Annotated in this window: 22 protein-coding genes; 19 read left to right on the plus strand and 3 right to left on the minus strand. The window is 40.9% G+C overall.

Annotated elements, in window-relative coordinates:
- The first annotated feature begins 4 nt into the window (after positions 1-4).
- The 4 genes from B7E06_RS09595 to B7E06_RS09610 are packed head-to-tail and all read left to right on the plus strand — an operon-like array spanning position 5 to position 2,247.
- Positions 5-574, plus strand: coding sequence for a nicotinate-nucleotide adenylyltransferase (locus B7E06_RS09595; RefSeq protein ID WP_082233769.1), 570 nt, complete (start codon positions 5-7; stop codon positions 572-574).
- Positions 564-1,130, plus strand: coding sequence for a bis(5'-nucleosyl)-tetraphosphatase (symmetrical) YqeK (gene yqeK / locus B7E06_RS09600; protein ID WP_082233770.1), 567 nt, complete (start codon positions 564-566; stop codon positions 1,128-1,130). Before B7E06_RS09595 ends, yqeK begins: the two co-directional genes overlap by 11 nt.
- A gap of 41 nt (positions 1,131-1,171) precedes the next feature.
- On the plus strand, positions 1,172-1,525 hold the full coding sequence (gene rsfS / locus B7E06_RS09605) for a ribosome silencing factor (protein WP_082233771.1): 354 nt from the start codon (positions 1,172-1,174) through the stop codon (positions 1,523-1,525).
- Positions 1,522-2,247, plus strand: a complete 726-nt coding sequence (locus tag B7E06_RS09610; RefSeq protein WP_082233772.1) for a class I SAM-dependent DNA methyltransferase — start codon at positions 1,522-1,524, stop codon at positions 2,245-2,247. Before rsfS ends, B7E06_RS09610 begins: the two co-directional genes overlap by 4 nt.
- 79 nt (positions 2,248-2,326) lie before the next feature.
- Here the strand turns inward: B7E06_RS09610 and comER are convergent, their stop codons facing one another.
- A complete protein-coding gene (gene comER / locus B7E06_RS09615) occupies positions 2,327-3,130 on the minus strand; it encodes a late competence protein ComER (protein WP_082233773.1) in 804 nt (267 codons plus the stop codon).
- Positions 3,131-3,204: 74 nt separating this feature from the next.
- Here comER and B7E06_RS09620 point away from each other — a divergent pair, with 74 nt between their 5' ends.
- The 3 genes from B7E06_RS09620 (at position 3,205) to B7E06_RS09630 (ending at position 6,681) form a co-directional block, all read left to right on the plus strand.
- Complete coding sequence (locus B7E06_RS09620; RefSeq protein WP_245807714.1) at positions 3,205-3,771, plus strand: helix-hairpin-helix domain-containing protein; 567 nt, start codon at positions 3,205-3,207, stop codon at positions 3,769-3,771.
- 64 nt (positions 3,772-3,835) lie between these two features.
- Positions 3,836-4,414, plus strand: coding sequence for a ComE operon protein 2 (locus B7E06_RS09625; protein WP_082233775.1), 579 nt, complete (start codon positions 3,836-3,838; stop codon positions 4,412-4,414).
- Entirely contained in the window at positions 4,411-6,681 is a 2,271-nt protein-coding gene (locus tag B7E06_RS09630; protein ID WP_082233776.1) for a DNA internalization-related competence protein ComEC/Rec2, read from the plus strand. Before B7E06_RS09625 ends, B7E06_RS09630 begins: the two co-directional genes overlap by 4 nt.
- Positions 6,682-6,729: 48 nt before the next feature.
- On the opposite strand, the gene B7E06_RS09635 is transcribed toward B7E06_RS09630, so the two are convergent.
- Complete coding sequence (locus B7E06_RS09635) at positions 6,730-6,864, minus strand: YqzM family protein (protein ID WP_082233777.1); 135 nt, start codon at positions 6,862-6,864, stop codon at positions 6,730-6,732.
- A gap of 332 nt (positions 6,865-7,196) precedes the next feature.
- Here B7E06_RS09635 and holA point away from each other — a divergent pair, with 332 nt between their 5' ends.
- Positions 7,197-8,198, plus strand: coding sequence for a DNA polymerase III subunit delta (gene holA / locus B7E06_RS09640; RefSeq protein WP_245807715.1), 1,002 nt, complete (start codon positions 7,197-7,199; stop codon positions 8,196-8,198).
- Positions 8,199-8,349: 151 nt separating this feature from the next.
- Here the strand turns inward: holA and rpsT are convergent, their stop codons facing one another.
- Positions 8,350-8,610: a 30S ribosomal protein S20 gene (rpsT, locus tag B7E06_RS09645; RefSeq protein WP_082233779.1), complete on the minus strand. Its 261-nt coding sequence runs from the start codon at positions 8,608-8,610 to the stop codon at positions 8,350-8,352.
- Between the two features lie 153 nt (positions 8,611-8,763).
- Between rpsT and gpr the strand changes: the two genes are divergently transcribed.
- The 11 genes from gpr to B7E06_RS09700 all read left to right on the plus strand — a co-directional run bounded on the left by gpr (position 8,764) and on the right by B7E06_RS09700 (position 21,252).
- Positions 8,764-9,861, plus strand: a complete 1,098-nt coding sequence (gpr, locus tag B7E06_RS09650) for a GPR endopeptidase (RefSeq protein ID WP_082233780.1) — start codon at positions 8,764-8,766, stop codon at positions 9,859-9,861.
- 78 nt (positions 9,862-9,939) lie between these two features.
- On the plus strand, positions 9,940-11,088 hold the full coding sequence (gene spoIIP, locus B7E06_RS09655) for a stage II sporulation protein P (RefSeq protein ID WP_245807716.1): 1,149 nt from the start codon (positions 9,940-9,942) through the stop codon (positions 11,086-11,088).
- 12 nt (positions 11,089-11,100) lie between these two features.
- A complete protein-coding gene (locus B7E06_RS09660) occupies positions 11,101-11,355 on the plus strand; it encodes a hypothetical protein (RefSeq protein ID WP_082233782.1) in 255 nt (84 codons plus the stop codon).
- 120 nt (positions 11,356-11,475) lie between these two features.
- Positions 11,476-13,290 carry a translation elongation factor 4 gene (gene lepA / locus B7E06_RS09665; protein WP_082233783.1) on the plus strand — a complete coding sequence of 605 codons (1,815 nt, stop codon included), beginning with the start codon at positions 11,476-11,478 and terminating at the stop codon, positions 13,288-13,290.
- 69 nt (positions 13,291-13,359) lie between these two features.
- On the plus strand, positions 13,360-14,499 hold the full coding sequence (gene hemW, locus B7E06_RS09670; RefSeq protein WP_082233784.1) for a radical SAM family heme chaperone HemW: 1,140 nt from the start codon (positions 13,360-13,362) through the stop codon (positions 14,497-14,499).
- Positions 14,500-14,593: 94 nt separating this feature from the next.
- Positions 14,594-15,616, plus strand: coding sequence for a heat-inducible transcriptional repressor HrcA (gene hrcA / locus B7E06_RS09675; protein WP_082233785.1), 1,023 nt, complete (start codon positions 14,594-14,596; stop codon positions 15,614-15,616).
- A 116-nt stretch (positions 15,617-15,732) separates the two neighbouring features.
- On the plus strand, positions 15,733-16,278 hold the full coding sequence (gene grpE, locus B7E06_RS09680; RefSeq protein ID WP_082233786.1) for a nucleotide exchange factor GrpE: 546 nt from the start codon (positions 15,733-15,735) through the stop codon (positions 16,276-16,278).
- 37 nt (positions 16,279-16,315) lie between these two features.
- The gene (gene dnaK / locus B7E06_RS09685; RefSeq protein ID WP_082233787.1) at positions 16,316-18,142 is read left to right on the plus strand and encodes a molecular chaperone DnaK; all 1,827 of its coding nucleotides are present in this window, start codon (positions 16,316-16,318) and stop codon (positions 18,140-18,142) included.
- Positions 18,143-18,281: 139 nt separating this feature from the next.
- Positions 18,282-19,409, plus strand: coding sequence for a molecular chaperone DnaJ (gene dnaJ, locus B7E06_RS09690; RefSeq protein WP_082233788.1), 1,128 nt, complete (start codon positions 18,282-18,284; stop codon positions 19,407-19,409).
- 139 nt (positions 19,410-19,548) lie between these two features.
- A complete protein-coding gene (gene prmA / locus B7E06_RS09695; RefSeq protein WP_082233789.1) occupies positions 19,549-20,481 on the plus strand; it encodes a 50S ribosomal protein L11 methyltransferase in 933 nt (310 codons plus the stop codon).
- Positions 20,482-20,493: 12 nt separating this feature from the next.
- Positions 20,494-21,252 (plus strand): 16S rRNA (uracil(1498)-N(3))-methyltransferase, encoded by a 759-nt coding sequence (locus B7E06_RS09700; RefSeq protein ID WP_082233790.1) that lies wholly within the window; start codon positions 20,494-20,496, stop codon positions 21,250-21,252.
- The last annotated feature ends 157 nt before the right edge of the window (positions 21,253-21,409 follow it).

Below are 21,409 nucleotides of genomic sequence, written 5' to 3' on the forward strand. Positions count from 1 at the left end.
ATATATGAAACGGATTGGTATCCTGGGAGGAACGTTTGACCCGCCTCATATTGGTCACCTGCTTATGGCTGAACACGTTTATGAGCAAATGGAACTCGATGAAATTTGGTTTATACCATCACATATTCCACCTCATAAACAACAAGCTTCTGTTTCATCCATAGATCGTCTTCAGATGGTGAAAGAAGCAATAAAAAGCAACCCCCATTTTCATTTAAATTCAATTGAAATTGAGCGAGAAGGTAAATCGTATACGTACGATACGATAAAGGCGCTTATCGAGCAGTATCCAGATCATTCTTTTTCTTTCATCATCGGTGGTGATATGATTCAATACTTGAGCAAGTGGCATAAAATTGATGAGCTGGCAAGGCTTGTTCAGTTTATAGGTGTGGGGCGGGAAGGGTATGAGCCGGATGACAGGCAATATAATGTAAAAATGGCCGTTCTCCCGCGGATTGATATCTCTTCATCCATGATCAGGGATCGGGCAGCTAATGGTCAGTCAATCAGGTACTTCGTTACTGATGATGTATTTAATTATATAAAGGAGAATGCTTTGTATGGATTATAGTCGTGAAGAGCTTCTTCACTTTGTAAAACCCCATTTGAAGCAGTCGAGATTTGAACATACAATTCGAGTGGCGGATACAGCTATTATTTTGGCGGACAGGTTTGGGGCAGATGTTAAAAAAACAGAAATTGCTGCTATTTTGCACGATTATGCTAAACATAAGCCTAAGGAATTATTAAGAAAATGGATTGAAACCGATCGCCGCTTATCCAAAGATCTGCTTCATTTTCATCATGAACTTTGGCATGGCCCTGTAGGAGCGCTTATGCTCGAAAAGGAAGTCGGCTTAAACGATCACAGTGTTCAATCTGCGATTGCGTGTCATACTAGTGGGAAAGTAAACATGTCTTTATTAGATAAAGTTGTCTTTTTAGCAGATTATATTGAGCCGGGACGCAACTTTGAAGGAGTAGAGGATGTAAGAGATCTCGCAAAGGAGAGGCTCGATTCAGCTTGCCTGCTGGCACTGCGGAATACGATGCAATTTTTAATTTCTAAGGAGCAAACAGTTTATCCTGACACACTCCATGCATATAATCAATTAGTAAACGGGTAATAAGAAGAATAAAATGGTAATAAATAAACAGGAGGAATTATATGGAAAGTAGAGAATTAGTAACGATTGCAGCAAAAGCGTGTGACGAAAAAAAGGCTCAAGATATTGTGGTACTGGATATGGCAGAGGTTTCGTTAATTTCAGATTTCTTTTTAATTTGTGAAGGATCAAATGAACGTCAAGTACAAGCCATTGCTCGCGAAGTGAAAGAAAAAGCAGAAGAACATGGGATTGAAGTTAAAAGAATGGAGGGGTTTGATAAAGCCCGTTGGATTCTTGTGGATTTAAACGGTGTGGTCTGTCACATTTTCCACAAAGATGAACGTCACTATTATAATCTGGAGAGACTATGGGGAGATGCCGCCACAGTACCGCTAAAGGAGATTCACGGTTGAGCTACCGGCGAATGGCCCAGGTTTACGACCGGCTGATGCAGGATGCTCCCTATGGGAAATGGATAAGGTGGACAAATCAAACGTTAGCCTCGTCTTCTAAAGAGATAAAGAGCATTCTTGATCTAGGGTGTGGAACCGGCGAAATCGCAATTGATCTTTCTCAGGAAGGATACCAGGTAACGGGAGTAGATTTATCGGAAGACATGTTATCTGTAGCGTCGCAGAAAGATACAGAAAGAAAAGTCCAATGGCTTCAGCAGGATATTACCAAACTAGAAGGTTTAAGCGGTTATGATTGTGTGGTAAGTTATTGTGATGTGATAAATTATATTCCGGATGAAGCAAAACTTCAGTCTGTATTTTCTAACACGTACACGGCCTTAAATAAAGGCGGGTTTTTCTTATTTGATGTCCACTCTATCGAGCATATTCAGCAAAATTTGTATGGACAGACTTTTGCTGAAGTCTATGATGATTTATCTTATATTTGGTTTTGTGATCCTGGAGAAACGAAGTATTCCCTCATTCATGACCTTACATTCTTCATAGATAACGGGAGAGGATTCGAGAGGTTCGACGAAACCCATGAGCAAAAAGGTTATCCAAAAGAAACTTTAAAAAATCTGCTTGAGAATACAGGATTTTTTGTGGAATCAATCACTGCGGATTTTAAAGAGGCTGCTTCTGGAGATCGTTTATTTTTCATTTGTAAAAAACAGTAAGTTGTAAAGGGATGCAATACAAGCATCCCTTTTATTTTGAGATAATGAAGGGTTTTCGCTCTAGTTGTCGAATATATATTTACAATCCCAATGATTTCTTATCTGAAAAATGTTTATAATGTGTGGCTTTAAACATCTCTGGAAAAGTCTCATTTATATTATTTTCAAGTGCTTTAATTCCTTCTCCCGTTACCCCGCCTTTTACGGTAACCTTCTTAATCAGCTCAGGGAAAGTAAAGATTTTTTTCTCTAATAACCCTCCTAACCCTACAACCATTTCCTGTGTTAATTCTGTTGCTTTATCAACGGGTATATCCCCCACTTCATGAGCTGCTTCTATCATTCGTTCCAATAGGAATCCTACAAAGGCAGGACCGCACGATACAATATCTGAAGCTGCACGGATGTATGCTTCTTCAATTTCCACTGGACGCGAAATATAGGAAAATAAAGACAAGAGCTCTTTTTTATATTCTTCCGTCACTGTGCTGCCAAAAGTAAATAGGCTGACACCTGCATGAGCTTGGTTGGTTATAGAAGGTACTATTCGAACAACCTGACAGGGCAGCTTTTCTTCTAAATCTTCTACAGATACAGGACTGGTAATAGAAACGATACATTGGTCAACAGATGGTGAAAGCTGGCTTAAAATATGGTGATAGTCATGGGGCTTTACACAGATAAATAAAACATCGCTTTCTTCCTGTAATTTCTCAATGGAAGGAGAAACCTTCAGCCCGTTTATGACTGATTGTAAACGTTCAGCTTTTTCCACCGTTCTGTTATAAACAATTACCTGTTCTGTTTTCACGGCTCCGCTCGAGATTAAAGACTGAGTGAGCAGGCTCCCCATGTTCCCTGTGCCTATGATTCCATAGCGCATAAGAATCCCTCCTAAATGTTTACCTAACCACTTTATTCATTAATGTCAAAAATATGAAAGGAGACTGGATTTTTGTGATTTTGCTTAGAAAATACGGATGGCTTCTGCTTCTTCCTATGATTGTTATAGCGGGCTATTTTTTTCAAACGAAAGATGAGACGGATGAGCTGCAAATAAGTGAAACAACGACCAAAAAGCCGGATCTGCCAGTACCTTCTGAGAATAATGGGAAATGGGTAGTAGATGTGAAAGGAGAAGTGGTTCACCCTGGGATTTATGAAATGGATCAGGGAACAAGAGTGAATGATGCTGTAAAGAATGCTGGTGGTTTTACAGAAAAAGCGGATAAAAACAGTATTAATCTTGCTCAGAAGCTGCAAGATGAAATGGTCATCCTTGTCCTGTCTATTGATCAGATGAGTCAAGAAAGTCAATCAGTTTCAAATGAAAAAGTGGCTGTTAATCGAGCGGGTATTGATGAAATTCAAAATCTTCCAGGGATTGGTCCATCTAAAGCAGAAAAAATCTTTCAATACCGTGAAGAAAACGGTGGTTTTCAATCTGTGGAGGAGCTGCTTGAAGTGCCTGGGATTGGCGAGAAAACGTTAGAGAATATGAAAGAAATGATTCAAATCCCTTAATATTGACGGTTTCGATTGGAGCGGGGTACACTAAAAACAAATACATATAAAAAGGAGAACTGTTATGAAACGGATCTCATGGAACCATTATTTTATGGCGCAAAGTCATTTATTGAAATCAAGAAGCACGTGCGAACGACTGGCTGTCGGTGCCGTTATTGTCAGAGATAAACGCATGATTGCCGGAGGTTATAACGGCAGTGTGAGCGGGGGCGTACATTGTATAGATGAAGGTTGTTATGTCATTGACGGCCACTGTGTAAGAACAATTCATGCCGAAATGAATGCAATTATTCAATGTGCTAAATTTGGAGTAGCAACAGAGGGAGCCGAGATTTATGTAACTCATTTCCCTTGCCTTCACTGTACAAAAGCCATTATTCAGGCTGGGATTAAAGCAGTGTATTATAGTGAAGATTATCGTAATGATCCCTATGCCATTTCAATTCTCGATGAAGCTGGGGTAAGAAAAGTAAAAGTGGAATATCAGCCATCTGTTCAGGAAAAAACGCACGACACAGAATCTCTCTTAGATGAACTATTTCAAAAGTTAGAAGAAAATAATACGGCACCTGAGGAGATTAAGAAGCTGAAAACAAAAGCCGATCAAATTTTTCAAAACCAACAGCACTCAATAAAATGAGGGGAACACATCACCTTGCCGCTATCGCTTTTATAGCGGGTGCGGTAACTTCAGAATTTGAGGGATATCATCGTTTCCTTCTAGGCAGTATAGTTATTATATGGATAAGTTCATCTCTTTTTTCATGGAAATGGAAAGGAAGCCTCCTTATTTGCTTTTCGGCAGGAGCGCTTCTTGCCATTTCAAATTCTTCACCCCCTCCAATCGAGGTCACAACTGATACTCCACTTTATGTAAAAATCGTATCGCCTCTAAAAAAATCTTCCTCAGCATACCAGGCTGTTCTCTATCACCCCTCTTCCCGACATAAAATTCAGCTTTCCTTTTTAATAACCGATAAATCTGAGAATGAGGCAAGAAACGCAAAAAACCAATTGAAATATGGAGCGGAATGTACATTAACAAGTGAAGTGCTGCCTCCAGATAAAGCAAGAAACTACGGGCAGTTTGACTATCGAAAGTATTTGGAAAACCAAGGAATTTATTATCAGAGTGTTGTTTCTTCTTCTAATGAGATTCTTTGCGAGGGTGAAGGGTTTTATCAAAGTATTTTGGATGCACGAGAGACCATTATCGACAGAGTAAAAAACTCTATGGATTATGATTTATTTAAGTGGACATCTGCTCTTATATTTGGAGATACTTCTTTATTGGATGAAGAAACAATTACATGGTTTCGGCAATTCAGCTTATCCCATATTCTGGCTATATCCGGCCTTCATATCGGCCTGTTTATAAGCGGGCTTTATGTTCTTTTTTACCGGTCGGGATGGATTACGATAGAGCAGACTCATTGGATTGTACTTATTATTCTCCCTTGCTACAGTTTTCTGGCAGGTGGAGCTCCCTCAGTACTTCGGGCTTCTTTTATGGCGGTCGTCTGTCTTTTGTTGATTCAGGGTAAACTGCGTTTTCCAGTTACAGATGTACTAGCATGGGCAGCCGTTCTTTTGCTTCTGTGGAACCCTAATTATCTGCATAACATAGGGTATCAATTTTCTTTTCTCGTCTCATTTGGTTTAGTTTTGAGTGCGTCTTTTTTAAAAAAACAGAGTTCCTGGAAGCTTCCTGCAACGGTCAGCCTTATCAGTCAGCTGACCATCCTTCCCCTCCAGCTTCATTACTTTTATCAATTTAATCCCTTATCTTTGTTCGCCAACCTTTTACTCGTTCCTTATTTTTCTTTGCTGGTCATTCCTTTATTATTTCTGCTTGTAATTCTAAGTATGATTACTGGCGAGTTAATTACGAGGTTTTTATCAGGTATGCTATCTCAGCTTCATGAAGGTTTTCTGGCTTTTACTATGGAAATAGGGAAACCATTTAATATACAGTGGACGGTGGGGGAATTTCCCTTTGAATGGATCGGTATTTACTGGATAACTTTTTCTTTCATGATGTTTTTTTGGGTTCAGGAAAAAAGAAAACCGGCTTTTGCTTATTCTGTTTTAGCCGTTGGAATTATGGCTGCGTATTCACTGCTTCCCTATATTTCTCCTAAAGGTTCTATAACGATGCTGGATGTCGGGCAAGGTGATACATTCGTCATTGAACTGCCTTACAGAAGGAGTGTCATTCTCATCGATGCAGCTGGATCACCGTCATTTTCAAGCGATAAGAATGCCGTATTTAACTACGTTATTGATCCTTATTTATTGTCAAGAGGAATACGCACAATTGAAGCAGTTTTTATTTCTCATGAAGACAATGATCACAGTGGAAGTCTTGATTCATTAATACAAAATTATAAGATTGGACACATATTTACACATCCCTATTCTTTAAAGGGAAAAGGAGAACGTCACTTTTTAAAAGCTGAAAAAGTGGTGCAGATTTCTGGAACTGAATTTCATATACTCCATCCATCAAACGATTTAAAGGATGAAAATGACAACTCTTTAGTCCTGTATGTAGAGCTCGGCGGAAAGAAATGGCTGTTTACCGGTGACATCTCAAAGCATGTGGAAAAAGATATTATAGAAAAATACCCTCAGCTCGAAGCCGATGTACTGAAACTTGCGCATCATGGGAGTAATACTTCAACCTCCCTTGAATGGATAAGGGGACTTAATCCTTCTGTTGCTTTAATATCAGCAGGGGTGAACAATCAGTACGGGCATCCTCATGAAGAAATTATAGAACTGGTGGAAAATGAGGAGCTCCTGATTTTAAGAACGGACGAGCATGGTGCTGTAACCTACCGTTTCACGAAAGAAAAAGGAACGTTTTCAACTTACCTGCCGTATAATGCGAAAAAGAAGCCTTAAAAAAAAGACTGCCAGCTGCAGCCTTTTCTCTCCCTCACAAATTAGGTATTACTGACCGATCACAGAAAATATAACCCCGATTGTGAAAATAACGAAGAAGAATACGAATGAAGCGACAAAACCGATCCCAGAATCGAGGACGTCATTCGTTTTAGATTGAATATCTTTTCTGAATTCATTCATTGTTACCCCTCCTATGTCAACTTACATTATAGATGATAACCCATTAAAAATCCACATTCTTTATATGATAATTGTTCTTCCTCAATAACTTATTCATTGCCTCAGTTAGCAAGACTTGTCACAGATAATTATTCCTCAGCCGGTCACACTATAATTATGAGGGAGACAATATCGTTTGCTTTTTTAGCGTCCGGGGCTGAAAAAAGCGGCGTTTATATAGATTTATGCGGTGGTGGAATTTTGACAGAACGGCCGTTCACTCATAAAATGAAATCAAAATGCCCCTCTTATGGGACACCACCGCATTTTTGTTTTACGAAGGGAGTCATTTTGTGACTAAACGCATTTTCTTATTATACGGACCTGAAGATTACCTTATTCAGGAAGAAAAGAATAAAATTATCGAATCCGTTCTTCCTCCTGAAGATCGGGAATTTAATATTTCTCATTATGATCTTGAAGAAACGCCTGTAGAAGAAGCGGTAACAGATGCAGAAACGTTTCCATTCTTAGGGGATAAAAAGATCGTGATTATGCAAAGTCCTGTTTTTCTAAAAGCAAAACCAGACTCTTTGCCTTTTGAGCACAATGTGGAAACACTGGTGGAATACCTAAACCATCCAGCTGAGTACACAACATTAATTGTGATAGCTCCTTATGAAAAAGTAGACGAACGTAAAAAAGTGTTTAAACTTTTGAAAAAGAATGCAAAAGTAATTTTATGCCAGTCTGTGAAAGAATGGGACATGGATAAGTGGATTCAATCCATAGCCAGTGATTTACATATAACAATCCCGGAATCGATTCATGAGCTATTTGCACAGGAAATTGGAACCAACCTGTTAGCTTTACGCAAGGAGATCGAAAAACTTGCTTTAAATGTTGGAGAAGGTGGACTCGTTACAAGAGAACTTGCTGAAGATCTCTTATCACATAGCGCAGAAGCATCGGGTCTCAAAATGGTAGATGCCGTCATGGAAAAGGATTTGGGACGAGCGGTTAAACTTTTTAAAGACCTGCTAAAAGTAAATGAAGAGCCGATCGCTCTTATTGCGTTATTAGCTTCACAGTTCAGAATTATCAGCCAGGTAAAAACGTTAAAGCAGAAAGGTTATGCTCAAAATCAAATGAGGGACTATATAAGGTCCCACCCTTATGTCATTAAGATGGCTTTGAAAAGAGAAAGAGGGTTTACTTCCGAAGAACTTAACCGGATTATTCAAGAACTGGCAGAAGCTGATCTTGCGATGAAGCAGGGACAAATGGATAAAGTTCTTGCTTTTGAAATGTTGTTATATCGTTTGATTCATATTAAAAAGCTTCAGGAGATATAAAAAGAGCAATTCTGTTTAGGATCTATTGGTAAAAGAAATTAAGGGCCCCACCTGCAGCATACAGGTGAGGCCCTTTTTTTACAGAGGAGATTTAATAAAAAAACGACCCTTGAAGAAGGATCGTTTGTGTTGGTCATAAAAAACTAAATGATTAGATGGCGTTAACTTTTTTAGATAGACGGGACTTTGTACGGTTTCCGTTGTTTTTATGAAGGGCACCGCGTTTTACCGCTTTATCAATTTTCTTAACAGCAACAGTAAGAGCTTCTTTAGCTTGGTCCGTATCTTTACCGGCTGCTAATTTTTCTACACGTTTAACGGCCGTACGCATGTCTGATTTGAAAGCGGCATTTAGCGCGCGAGCATCGTTGTTTACACGTACACGTTTTTTAGCTGATTTAATGTTAGGCATAGTTTCACCTCCTAGGTAAAAACAATCAAACTCGTTCATATCGAACAAGAGACATTTTACCAAAGCGTAAGGCTGTTTTCAATAGCTTTCTACTTCTGGGGTCGTATAGTTTTAATCCTATCAGGAAAAATTATGGGAAAGGAGGTTGGAACTATGTCAATAAATGATGATTTTTCAGTCCGTACAGACTTGGCTCTGGAAGCTCAGGAGATGAGAGTTCAACCAGAGCAGAGCAAGAGTCAGCCGCAGGATGGGGTCACTGTGGATGAAGAGAATGTAGGAGATATTACATTAACTTATGTAAAGGTTGATGAAGCAGGCGCCGAAAGAATTGGGAAAAAGCCGGGGAATTATATTACTTTAGAATCTTTGGCCATTCGTAAGCAGGATACAGAGCTTCAGGCTGAACTTGCTAAATGCCTTTCCCGGCAGCTGATAAAAGTTTTGGACTTATGTGGTATTAAGGAAACAGACACATGTTTGATCGTGGGGCTTGGCAACAGAAATGTCACACCAGACGCCATAGGACCGCTCGTCATGAATGAAGTTCTTGTCACGAGCCACTTGTTTGAGCTTCAGCCGGAGACGGTCGCAGAGGGTTACAGATCTGTGTCAGCCGTCGCTCCTGGAGTAATGGGAGTCACAGGTATTGAAACGAGCGATATGATTCATGGAATTATTCATGAAATTAACCCGGATTTTGTTATCGCAGTAGATGCTCTGGCTTCACGATCCATTAATCGTATTAATGCTACTATACAGATTTCCGATACCGGTATCCATCCGGGCTCCGGAGTAGGAAATAAACGCAAGGAAATCAGTAAGGAAACTTATGGGATTCCTGTGATTTCTATCGGTGTGCCTACAGTAGTAGATGCAGTAACCATCACTAATGACAGCATTGATTATATGCTGAAACATTTTGGCAGGGAATGGAAAGAGAAAGACAGCCCTTCGAATGTTTTATCTCCTGGGATTAACCCATTTGAAAGAAAGACATTGACAGAAGAAGATATGCCAGGGGAAGAAAAACGGCAGGCTATTATGGGAATGATAGGGCAGCTGGACACAAATGAAAAGAAACAGTTGATTAAAGAAGTACTCACACCTCTCGGGCATAATTTAATGGTAACCCCTAAAGAAGTCGATTCCTTCGTCCAGGATATGGCCTATGTGATCGCCTCGGGTATTAACAGCGCACTTCATAAGGAAATAGATGAAGGAGAAGCTCCTTCCTATACGAGATTTTAATATATTTTAAGAGTGAACCCGTTCTATTTATATGATTCCTCTCATATGGATTAGTAGAGTCCATAATAGGAGGAATTCATGATGGGGACTATACGCAAGTGGGAAAATAAAAAAAATAATATATTTAGAAGGTGGACATTCTGGGTGGCCTCTGCTATGTCCGTCCTTCTGCTTTTATTTATTGCAATCGGTATAATGACAGGGGCGAAATCTACATACAAGCTCTACTCCACAACGATCCAGAACTTTACGACACAACTTGATGGAAGCTCGTTTATTTACTTTTTTGAAGCGGAAAATAAAGTGTATGCCAAAGCCCATCCGGAAGAAAAGAAACTGCCGGGGCTTTCTTCTTTATCTTTTCAGCTGCTGACGAGTATTAAACCAAATGACCTTCGAAGTCTTTTGGGACGAGAGATTCCCGGGCTTTCTTCTTATCCCAGTGAAATTATTATCGCAGGTGAAGGAACTGATTATACGACTTTACCATATGAATCGCAGCCTCCTCTTGATATCGTCCTGGAAGACAGGGAAGCGATTGATCATGAGGATCAGGAAGAAGAACAGCCCCCTGCAGGCAAGGAAATTAAAGATAAAAGCGTATTTATTTACCATACTCATAACCGTGAATCCTTTTTTCCTCATCTTCCAGAAGGAACTGAGCATGCTTATCACGATGAAGTTAATATTACAAAAGTCGGCGAGCGCCTAGGAAAATCTTTAGAAAAGCACGGAATTGGGGCAGTGGTTGATAAAACAGACATTACGACGACTTCAAAAGAAAAAGGGTTAAAAGATTATGATGCTTCACGAGAAGTCGTTCAGGCAGCTATGGCTGACAACAATCAAATTAAATATATTTTCGACTTGCACCGTGATATGGTCTCGAGGGAAGTAACAACTAAAGAAATTGACGGTAAAAATTACGCTAGAACAATTTTTGTTGTAGGCGCAGAGCATCCGGATTATGAAAAGAACTTAAAGATCGCTACAGACCTCCATAAAATGCTGGAAGAGAAATACCCAGGATTAAGCCGAGGTGTATTGACGAAAAAAGGAAGTGGTGTTGACGGAAAATACAATCAGGACTTATCAGAGAATGCAGTGCTGATTGAATTTGGAGGAGTTTATAACAGTCTGGAAGAAACTTACTTAACAGCCGACGTGATCGCCGAAATTTTCAGTGAATATTACTTTGAAGCTGAAAAAGTTTCCGGTGGGGAGTAGGGAGGCATACAGATGAGGGGTCTTATCTTAATCATGCTTTGTCTGCTTTTATTTACAGGAGGAGCCTTGTTTGGAATTAATCGAAGCCAGCCGGTGGATAAGCTCCCGGCAGTTGAAAGAGTAGAAGAAAAAGAATCCGGCAGCTGTCTGTCCCCGGAATCATCCGAAGATCCCTTTATTGCAGAAGTAGCTGTAGGTGTTGGGGAAGGTGTAAGTAGGAGCTTCGACCTATTCCTTCTTCTTCTCTATGGTTTTACAAAAGGTTAATAATAAAAGCGCTGCCACCTTTAGGACAGCGCTTTTATTTTGCTTTAGATTGAATCCCTGCTCTCCTATTGCTATAATCAAGCTAGACAACTGTGTCGTAGAAAGTAGGAGTGATTAAGGATGAAAACCCAGCCTAACCAGGAAAGGGTACGCAACTTTTCGATCATTGCCCATATTGATCATGGGAAATCGACGCTTGCGGACCGTATTCTGGAGAAAACGAATGCGCTGACACAGCGCGAAATGAAAGAACAGTTTTTAGATGCGATGGATCTTGAACGAGAACGGGGAATTACCATCAAGCTGAATGCTGTGCAATTAAATTACAAAGCAAATGATAATCTGGACTACACGTTCCATTTAATTGATACTCCCGGGCATGTCGATTTTACATACGAAGTGTCGCGAAGTCTTGCTGCATGTGAAGGTGCGATCCTTGTAGTTGACGCTGCTCAAGGGATCGAAGCACAAACGCTGGCAAACGTCTATCTCGCTTTGGAAAACGATTTGGAGATTATTCCTGTCATTAATAAAATCGATCTTCCCGGAGCGGATCCGGAGCGTATCAAACAGGAAATCGAAGACGTCATCGGTATTGATGCATCAGAGGCTATTCTGGCTTCTGCAAAAGAAGGAGTCGGCATCGATGAAATACTGGAAAGAATTGTATCAGATATTCCGCCGCCGGAAGGCAAACCTGAGGGACCCCTTAAAGCATTAATCTTTGATTCATTGTATGATTCTTACCGGGGGGTTGTCGCTTATACATGTGTACGCGAAGGATCGGTTAAAGTCGGTGATAAGATAAAGATGATGGCGACTGGCAAAGAGTTTGAAGTAAACGAAGTTGGAGTGTTTAAACCTACACCTACCCCATTAAAAGAATTGAATGTAGGGGATGTAGGGTACTTGACTGCTTCTATAAAAAATATTGGGGACACACAGGTAGGGGACACCATTACGTTAGCTAATAATCCTGCTGTTGAGGCACTCCCTGGTTATAAGCGTTTAAATCCAATGGTGTACTGCGGCTTATATCCTGTAGATGCCGCCAACTATAACGATTTAAGAGACGCATTAGAAAGATTGGAGCTAAATGACTCTTCTCTGCAATTTGAGCCGGAAACGTCCCAGGCGCTTGGCTTTGGTTTTCGCTGCGGCTTTTTAGGAATGCTGCATATGGAAATTATTCAAGAGCGGATTGAACGCGAATATAAGATTGATTTGATTACGACGGCTCCAAGTGTAATTTACAAAGTCAGCCTAACGGACGGGGAAGAGATTGAAGTCGATAATCCCTCACGTATGCCGGATAACCAAAAGGTAGCTGAAGTCTTGGAGCCATATGTTAAAGCGACCATTATGGTTCCAAACGATTACGTAGGTGCCGTTATGGAAATATGCCAGCGAAAACGGGGAAATTTTGAGGATATGCAGTACCTGGACGATAACCGTGTAAACATTGTCTATGAAATCCCGCTGTCTGAAATTGTCTATGACTTTTTCGATTCATTGAAATCCCAGACAAAAGGGTATGCATCCTTTGACTATGAGCTAGTCGGCTACCGTGCATCCAACCTAGTGAAAATGGATATTTTATTAAACGGAGATACCATAGACGCCCTTTCGTTTATCGTTCACAGAGATTTTGCCTATGAGCGTGGAAAGGTGATTGCGGATAAGTTGAAAAAGCTAATCCCGCGTCAGCAGTTTGAGGTTCCGATTCAAGCGGCAATTGGCAATAAAATAGTGGCACGTACGACCATTAAAGCGATGAGAAAGAACGTTCTTTCCAAGTGTTATGGAGGAGACATATCCCGTAAGCGGAAGCTCCTGGAGAAACAGAAGGAAGGTAAGAAGCGCATGAAGATGGTCGGATCTGTAGAAGTGCCTCAGGAAGCTTTTATGTCCGTGCTGGAAATCGATGAAGATTAATAGAACTAATGGGAATGGCCGCAAGGAGGAACTCTCTTGCGGTTTTCCTTATGAAAGGTTTGTTATTTGATGAGCATATCATCCGCCTATATTCATATTCCGTTTTGTCAGCAAATCTGCCATTATTGCGACTTCACGAAGTTTTTCTATAATGAGCAGTTAGCTGATGAATACCTTGAGGCGCTTGAAAAGGAAATACACGCGTATATTCCTGGGGAAAAAGCACAGCTTAACACTATTTTTGTTGGGGGTGGAACGCCTACAGCCCTGACTTCACAGCAGTTAAAGAAACTTCTTGAAATGATTAACAGCCATTTTGAAATAGACAAATGCCGGGAATATACATTTGAAGCAAATCCAGGCGACCTTGATGTAGAGAAGGTGAAGCTGCTGAAAGCTTATGGAGTCAACCGGATTTCGCTTGGAGTTCAGGTGTTTGATGACAAAATGCTGGAAGAGCTTGGACGTGTCCATCGCGTAAAGGACGTATATACGAATGTGGACAGACTCCTCAATGAAGGTCTTACAAATATCAGCATTGACCTGATGTATGCACTGCCTGGTCAGACAGTGGAAGATTTCGATAAAACTATCGATGAAGCCTTGCAGTTTGACCTTCCTCATTATTCGTCTTACTCACTGCAGATAGAGCCTAAAACAGTTTTTTACAATAGGTATAAAAAAGGAAAGCTCATTAAACCACCAGAAGACGATGAAGCGGAAATGTATGAATTGCTTCAAAGGAAGCTTAAGAAAGCAGGTGTCCACCAGTATGAAATCAGTAATTTTGCTAAAGCAGGCTATGAAAGCCAGCACAATTTGACATACTGGAATAATGAATATTACTACGGGATAGGTGCGGGGTCTCACGGCTATCTGCCAGGAGTCCGCACGATCAATATACGTCCGCTGCCTGCTTATGTGAAAAAAGCGACTGCTGATGGAAAACCAATTCTCCATGAAGAGCCTATTGGTGAGAAGGAACAGATGGAAGAAGAAATGTTTCTTGGTCTTAGAAAAACAGAAGGTGTGTCAATGATCCGTTTTCAGGAAAAATTTAACCGATCGATAAAAGATGTATTTGGAATGGCTGTCCCTCACCTTGAACAAAGAGGACTAATACGGGAAGCTGATCAGAGATTACTTTTGACGGAAAAAGGGAAGATTCTCGGTAATGAAGTGTTTCAAGAATTTTTAATCGACTCATGACGAAGGATATCCATTGACATCGCAAATACCTTTTGATAATTTATTATTAGATTTAGCACTCAACTTATCCGAGTGCTAACAGAGGTGATATTTGATGCTAACGGATAGACAATTGTTAATTTTGCAAGTCATAATTGATGATTTTATCTTGACGGCTCAGCCAGTAGGATCGAGGTCCATTGCAAAAAAAGAAGGGATTAATCATAGTCCCGCCACCGTAAGGAATGACATGGCAGATCTAGAGGAATTAGGGTTCCTGGAAAAAACCCATTCGTCTTCAGGCCGTGTTCCTTCAGAAAAAGGGTATCGTTTCTATGTTGATCATTTATTATCACCTCTTCAGCTATCCAAACGGGAAATTGTTACGATTGAACAGGCTTTTCAGGATAGGATGATGGAATTTGAGAGAGTAGTTCAGAAGTCAGCTGGTATTCTTTCTGAGCTGACAAATTACACTTCCATTATCCTCGGACCTGAAGTCTTTGAAACAAAGCTGAAACAGCTGCAGATTGTTCCTCTTAATGAACAGTCGGCGATTGCAATTCTCGTTACGGATACAGGTCATGTGGAGCACAGGACATTTACTATTCCTGTTGAAATGATCCCTTCACAGCTGGAAAAGATGGTGAATATTTTAAATGACCGTCTTAAAGGAGTGCCTCTCGTAGGGCTGTACGAAAAGCTGCAGACAGAGATTTATGAGCTTATTAAAAAGCATACAGATGAACATGAACTTGCTTTCTCTTATTTGCAGGCCGCTCTATTGGATGAACACCAGACCAAATTATATATTGGCGGTAAAACGAATATCCTTATGCAGCCCGAATTTAAAGATTTAGAGAAGGTAAGGTCTCTATATGCCATCATTGAAAAAGAAAACGAGATGGCGAGTCTGCTTCGTTCTGATCAGCAGGGGCTTCATATCCGGATTGGACACGAAAACCGGATAGATGCTATGCAGAACTGCAGCCTGATTACGGCCAGCTATACACTGGGTAATGAACAGGTAGGAACAATTGCACTGCTCGGGCCTACGAGAATGGAATACAACCGGGGAATTTCTCTCTTAAATGTTTTATCCAAGCAAATGACGGATACTTTTAAAGAATGGTATTGATAAAAAAACAGATGGAGGTTTGATCTCCATCGCTTCTTTTTGTCTTTTGCTTTTTTTAGGATACAAAATCATGTTATATTCAATAACGGTGTAATGGTATTGAGGAGGTGTAACGGATGCAGGAAAAAAAGGAACAGGAACAGGAAATCATTGATTCAAAAGAAAATGAAGAAGTAAATGAGACTGAAGAAAATACAGTTGAAGTAAATGAACAGTCTGAAGTAGACGAGCTGAAAGAAGAAAAAGATGAACTGCAAAATCGTCTTCTTCGTCTCCAGGCTGATTATGATAATTTTCGCCGCCGTACTCAAAAAGAGAAAGAGGCTGACAGGAAATATAGAGTTCAGTCTTTGGTGGAAGAACTGGTTCCAGTACTTGATAACTTTGAAAGAGCCCTCCAGGTTGAAATCGTAGGAGATGCTGCTGAGAATCTTGCGAGCGGCATGAAAATGGTTTACAGCCAGCTTCAGTCGGCTCTAGAAAAAGAAGGGGTTGAAGAAATCCCTGCTGAAGGAGAAGTGTTTGACCCACACTTGCATCAGGCTGTCATGCAGGTAGAAGATGAGAACTACGAATCAAATGTAGTAGTTGAACAGCTTCAAAAAGGTTATCGATTAAAAGACCGGGTTATTCGCCCGGCTATGGTAAAAGTAAATCAATAAATTAATGATTTGAATTTTGTAGAGGAGGATATGATTTATGAGTAAGATCATTGGAATCGACTTAGGTACAACAAACTCTTGTGTTGCAGTTATGGAAGGCGGGGAAGCAAAAGTTATCCCTAACCCGGAAGGTAACCGTACAACACCTTCTGCAGTTGCCTTTAAAAATGGAGAGCGTCAGGTTGGTGAAGTGGCAAAGCGTCAGGCTATTACAAACCCTAACACTATCCTATCAATTAAACGTTATATGGGTACTGACCATAAAGTTGAAGTAGAAGGCAAAGAATATACTCCTCAAGAAGTGTCTGCTATCATCCTGCAGTACATTAAAAACTATGCAGAAGACTATCTTGGCGAAACTGTTGAAAAAGCAGTTATTACGGTCCCAGCTTATTTTAACGATGCAGAGCGTCAAGCTACGAAAGATGCTGGTAAGATTGCCGGTCTTGAAGTTGAGCGTATTATCAACGAACCGACAGCTGCAGCGTTAGCTTACGGAATCGACAAGGAAGACCAAGACCAGACTATCCTTGTATATGACCTTGGCGGCGGAACGTTTGACGTTTCCATTCTGGATATTGGAGAAGGTACTTTCGAAGTGGTAGCAACTGCCGGTGACAACCGTCTTGGCGGTGACGATTTTGATGAAGTTGTCATCGATCACATGGTTTCTGAATTTAAGAAAGAAAACGGCATTGATCTTTCCAAAGATAAAATGGCGAAACAGCGTTTGAAAGATGCAGCGGAAAAAGCTAAGAAAGATCTTTCCGGCGTATCTCAGACTCAAATTTCCCTGCCATTTATTACAGCAGGCGAAGCCGGACCGCTCCACTTAGAAATGACACTGACTCGTGCTAAGTTTGAAGAATTAGCTTCTGATTTAATTGAGCGTTCCATGAAGCCGACCCGTCAGGCAATTAAAGATGCCGGCTTAAGTGCAAATGAGATTCACAAAGTAATTCTTGTCGGTGGATCTACTCGTATCCCGGCTGTACAGGAAGCTATTAAGAAAGAAGTAGGCAAAGACCCGTCTAAAGGCGTAAACCCTGACGAAGTTGTAGCACTTGGGGCTTCTATCCAGGGCGGAGTCCTTCAAGGGGACGTTAAAGACGTCGTTCTTCTAGACGTTACACCGCTTTCTCTTGGTATTGAAACAATGGGCGGCGTTACTACAAAACTAATCGAGCGTAATACTACAATTCCTACAAGTCATTCACAAGTATTTTCTACAGCCGCTGATAATCAAACAGCTGTTGATATTCACGTTTTACAAGGTGAGCGTGAGATGGCACAGGATAATAAAACGCTTGGCCGTTTCCAGCTTACAGATATTCCTCCTGCACCGCGCGGAGTACCACAAATCGAAGTAAGCTTCGATATTGATGCTAACGGTATTGTTAATGTCCGTGCCAAAGATATGGGTACGAACAAAGAACAATCCATTACTATTAAGTCTTCTTCCGGCCTTTCTGATGAAGAGGTAGAAGATATGGTACGTCAGGCAGAAGAAAATGCTGAAGCTGACAAGAAGAAACGTGAAGAAATTGAATTGCGTAACGAAGCTGATCAGCTCGTTTTCACTACAGATAAAACAATCAAAGATCTAGGTGACCAAGTTTCTGAAGATGAAAAACAAAAAGCTGAATCTGCTAAAGATGAACTTAAGACTGCACTTGAAGGCGAAGATATCGAAGCAATCAGAGAAAAGAAAGATGCTCTTCAAGAAGTCGTCCAAAATCTATCTGTTAAGCTTTATGAGCAGGCACAGCAGCAAGCTCAAGCGGCTCAAGGTGAGCAAGGAAATGCAGATGATGATGTAGTCGATGCAGATTATGAAGAAGTAAACGAAGATGACAAGAAGTAAGAGGAAAAAGTGAAAGTCAAAGTCAGGTCATACTTGACTTTGACTTTTTTCACGTAAGCCTCTTGATATTAAGTTGCTTGGACAGGATTGTGAATGTTAATATAAACCTTATGTAACAGCCCGGGAGAGTGATTGAGAAGTGAGTAAACGCGATTATTACGACGTTCTGGGTGTGTCTAAGGATGCTTCCAAGGAAGAAATAAAGAAAGCATACCGTAAACTGGCACGTAAATATCACCCAGACGTTAGTGAAGAAGAGAATGCTTCTGAAAAGTTTAAAGAAGCTAAAGAGGCCTATGAAACATTAAGTGATCAGCAGAAGCGAACACAGTATGACCAGTTTGGCCATGCAGGCCCGCAAGGTCAAGGCTTTGGCGGCTTTGGCGGCGGAGCAGAAGATTTTGGCGGTTTTGGAGATATCTTTGATATGTTCTTTGGCGGAGGCGGCCGACGCAGAGATCCTAATGCTCCAAGAAAAGGAGCGGACCTTCAATATTCAATGACTTTGAAGTTTGAAGAAGCGATTTTTGGGAAAAATACTGAAGTCGAAATACCAATTGAAGAAGAGTGCAGCACATGCAGCGGCTCTGGAGCCAAGCCTGGGACTAATCCGGAAACCTGTTCCCATTGTCAGGGAAGCGGACAGATTAACCAGGAACAGAACACTCCATTCGGCCGTGTAGTCAATCGACGGGTCTGCCACTACTGTCAGGGAACTGGTAAAATCATTAAGGATAAATGTAATACTTGCGGAGGTGACGGCCGAGTTACTAAACGCAAGAAGATCCAGATTGATATTCCAGGCGGTATTGAAGAAGGGCAGCAAATCCGAGTTCCCGGCAAAGGCGAAGCAGGTGTGAATGGTGGACCGGCAGGCGATCTGTTTGTTGTTATCCGTGTTCAGCCGCATGAATTCTATCAGCGTGAAGGGGACCATATTTTCTGTGAAATGCCATTGACGTACGCACAGGCAGCTCTCGGAGATGAAATAGAAGTTCCTACGGTACACGGCAAAGTTAAATTGAAAATACCTGCAGGAACGCAAACCGGAAAAACCTTCCGTCTAAAAGACAAAGGAGCCCCTAACGTTCACGGCCGCGGCCAAGGTGATCAGCACGTTAAGATACGCGTCATTACTCCTGAGAAGCTGACAGAACGTCAGAAAGAGCTTCTGAGAGAGTTCAATGATATTAGCGGTAATGAAGCGACAGAAGAGCAGCATGGTAATTTTTTTGAAAGAATGAAACGCGCTTTTAAAGGCGACTAATCAGGGAGTGTCTAGATGGAAATTCACAGAGTCTAGACACTTCTTTTTTTAAAACAAGGCCTGTGACTCATTATGAAGACAAAGGAGCAGATGTTCTCCTTTTACATATAAACACAAATTTATGAAATGAGTGAGTAAGATGAAATGGTCGGAAATTTGTATTCACACTACGAATGAAGCTATTGAGCCGGTGTCTAACATTCTGCATGAAGCAGGAGCGAGTGGTGTTGTCATTGAAGATCCAAGAGACATGATTAAAGAAGAAACAGGTCTTGGGGAAATGTATGAGCTTAATCCTGAAGACTATCCAAAGGAAGGCGTTTATGTAAAAGCCTATTTACAGATGAACAGCTTTCTAGGGGAAACAGTAGATGCGATTAAGCAGTCTGTATCGAGTCTGAGTCTTTACAATATTGATATTGGAAAAAATGATGTAACATTGAGTGAAATTCATGAAGAAGACTGGGCAACTGCGTGGAAAAAGTATTATAAACCAGTTAAAATCTCTGAAAAAATTACGATTATTCCCACGTGGGAGGAGTATACGCCAGTTTCCAGTGATGAAATTATTATAGAAATGGATCCTGGCATGGCTTTTGGGACAGGGACACACCCTACCACTGTATTAAGCATTCAAGCTCTGGAGCAGTATTTAAACAAGGGTGATGTAGTGCTTGATGTCGGCTCAGGCTCAGGGATCCTGAGTGTGGCTTCTGTACTGCTCGGTGCTTCTCATGTTTACGCCTTTGATCTTGATGATGTGGCAGTAAATTCAACAAACAATAATGCGGTATTAAACGAAGTACAAAACAAAGTGACTTCCCAAAAGAATGATTTGTTAAATGGAATCGAAGTAAAGCCCGATTTAATCGTTTCAAACATCCTTGCGGAAATTATTGTTCAATTTGTAGACGATGCTTATCGACTTCTTGAAAAAGAAGGATATTTTATAACTTCCGGCATCATTTCCGGTAAGAAGCAGCTTGTTACCGAACGTTTAATGGAAGCAGGCTTTGAAATTGTTGAGACGAATAAAATGGAAGACTGGATTTCTATTATTGCTAAGAAATAAAGGTGAATATCCATGCAGAGATATTTTGTGAACGAAGAGAATTGGAGTCATAAGACGGTCGAAATAAAAGGCGAAGACTTTCATCATATTATGAATGTGATGAGGATGAAAGAAGGCGACGCCCTTATTTGTGTCCATCCGGCTAAAGGAGCGGCTCAATGTGAAATCGACAAGGCCATTGATAAGGAGACGGTCATTTGCAAGGTGGAGCAATGGCTGAAGGAAGATATTGAGCTCCCGGCAGCCGTGACAATTGTACAAAGCTTAGGAAAAGGAGATAAGCTTGAGCAGGTAGTCCAAAAAGGGACAGAGCTTGGTGCTGATTCTTTTATTCCCTTCCAGGCGGATCGCTCGGTTGCGAAGTGGGATGGCAAAAAGGCTGTAAAGAAAATACAGCGATTATCCAAAATTGCTAAAGAAGCGAGTGAACAGTCCGAGCGCAGCAAAATACCCGAAATTCACCCATTGATGGATATTGAAAAAGTGATTGAATATGCTTCTTCCTTTGACATAAAACTTTTTGCTTTTGAAGAAGAAGCGCGCAGCAGCCGAAAAATCCCCCTTAAACAACGGCTCGATGAAATAAGTCCCGGCAGCTCAATCATTATTATATTTGGTCCTGAGGGCGGCTTTTCTGTGAACGAAGCCGATGTCCTTAAATCCACAGGTTTTCTTCCGGTACGGCTTGGCCCGAGAATCTTGCGGATGGAAACGGCTTCCCTCTATTTCCTTTCAGCTGTTTCATACCATTTGGAGGAATCAAGTGAATAGCATAAAATGCCGATGTGTTTACGATTGGATATGGTAAGAGAATGGACGAGGATTTTATTTGGCAATAAGCTGGTATTATCGCTATGGTACCCCTTACAAGCTCGCTTTTTAACCAATCTCATGCTATGATACAATAGATGTACGAACAACTGATGAA

This window comes from Halobacillus massiliensis, from assembly GCF_900166625.1.
Lineage (GTDB): Bacteria > Bacillota > Bacilli > Bacillales > Halobacillaceae > Halobacillus_A > Halobacillus_A massiliensis.

Coding starts and splice junctions, on each gene's coding strand:
- B7E06_RS09595 (WP_082233769.1), top strand. CDS start 5: ATGAAACGGATTGGTATCCTGGGAGGAACGTTTGACCCGCCTCATATT.
- yqeK (WP_082233770.1), top strand. CDS start 564: ATGGATTATAGTCGTGAAGAGCTTCTTCACTTTGTAAAACCCCATTTG.
- rsfS (WP_082233771.1), top strand. CDS start 1,172: ATGGAAAGTAGAGAATTAGTAACGATTGCAGCAAAAGCGTGTGACGAA.
- comER (WP_082233773.1), bottom strand. CDS start 3,130: ATGCGCTATGGAATCATAGGCACAGGGAACATGGGGAGCCTGCTCACT.
- B7E06_RS09625 (WP_082233775.1), top strand. CDS start 3,836: ATGAAACGGATCTCATGGAACCATTATTTTATGGCGCAAAGTCATTTA.
- B7E06_RS09630 (WP_082233776.1), top strand. CDS start 4,411: ATGAGGGGAACACATCACCTTGCCGCTATCGCTTTTATAGCGGGTGCG.
- B7E06_RS09635 (WP_082233777.1), bottom strand. CDS start 6,864: ATGAATGAATTCAGAAAAGATATTCAATCTAAAACGAATGACGTCCTC.
- rpsT (WP_082233779.1), bottom strand. CDS start 8,610: ATGCCTAACATTAAATCAGCTAAAAAACGTGTACGTGTAAACAACGAT.
- gpr (WP_082233780.1), top strand. CDS start 8,764: ATGTCAATAAATGATGATTTTTCAGTCCGTACAGACTTGGCTCTGGAA.
- spoIIP (WP_245807716.1), top strand. CDS start 9,940: ATGATGGGGACTATACGCAAGTGGGAAAATAAAAAAAATAATATATTT.
- B7E06_RS09660 (WP_082233782.1), top strand. CDS start 11,101: ATGAGGGGTCTTATCTTAATCATGCTTTGTCTGCTTTTATTTACAGGA.
- lepA (WP_082233783.1), top strand. CDS start 11,476: ATGAAAACCCAGCCTAACCAGGAAAGGGTACGCAACTTTTCGATCATT.
- hemW (WP_082233784.1), top strand. CDS start 13,360: ATGAGCATATCATCCGCCTATATTCATATTCCGTTTTGTCAGCAAATC.
- hrcA (WP_082233785.1), top strand. CDS start 14,594: ATGCTAACGGATAGACAATTGTTAATTTTGCAAGTCATAATTGATGAT.
- grpE (WP_082233786.1), top strand. CDS start 15,733: ATGCAGGAAAAAAAGGAACAGGAACAGGAAATCATTGATTCAAAAGAA.
- dnaK (WP_082233787.1), top strand. CDS start 16,316: ATGAGTAAGATCATTGGAATCGACTTAGGTACAACAAACTCTTGTGTT.
- prmA (WP_082233789.1), top strand. CDS start 19,549: ATGAAATGGTCGGAAATTTGTATTCACACTACGAATGAAGCTATTGAG.
- B7E06_RS09700 (WP_082233790.1), top strand. CDS start 20,494: ATGCAGAGATATTTTGTGAACGAAGAGAATTGGAGTCATAAGACGGTC.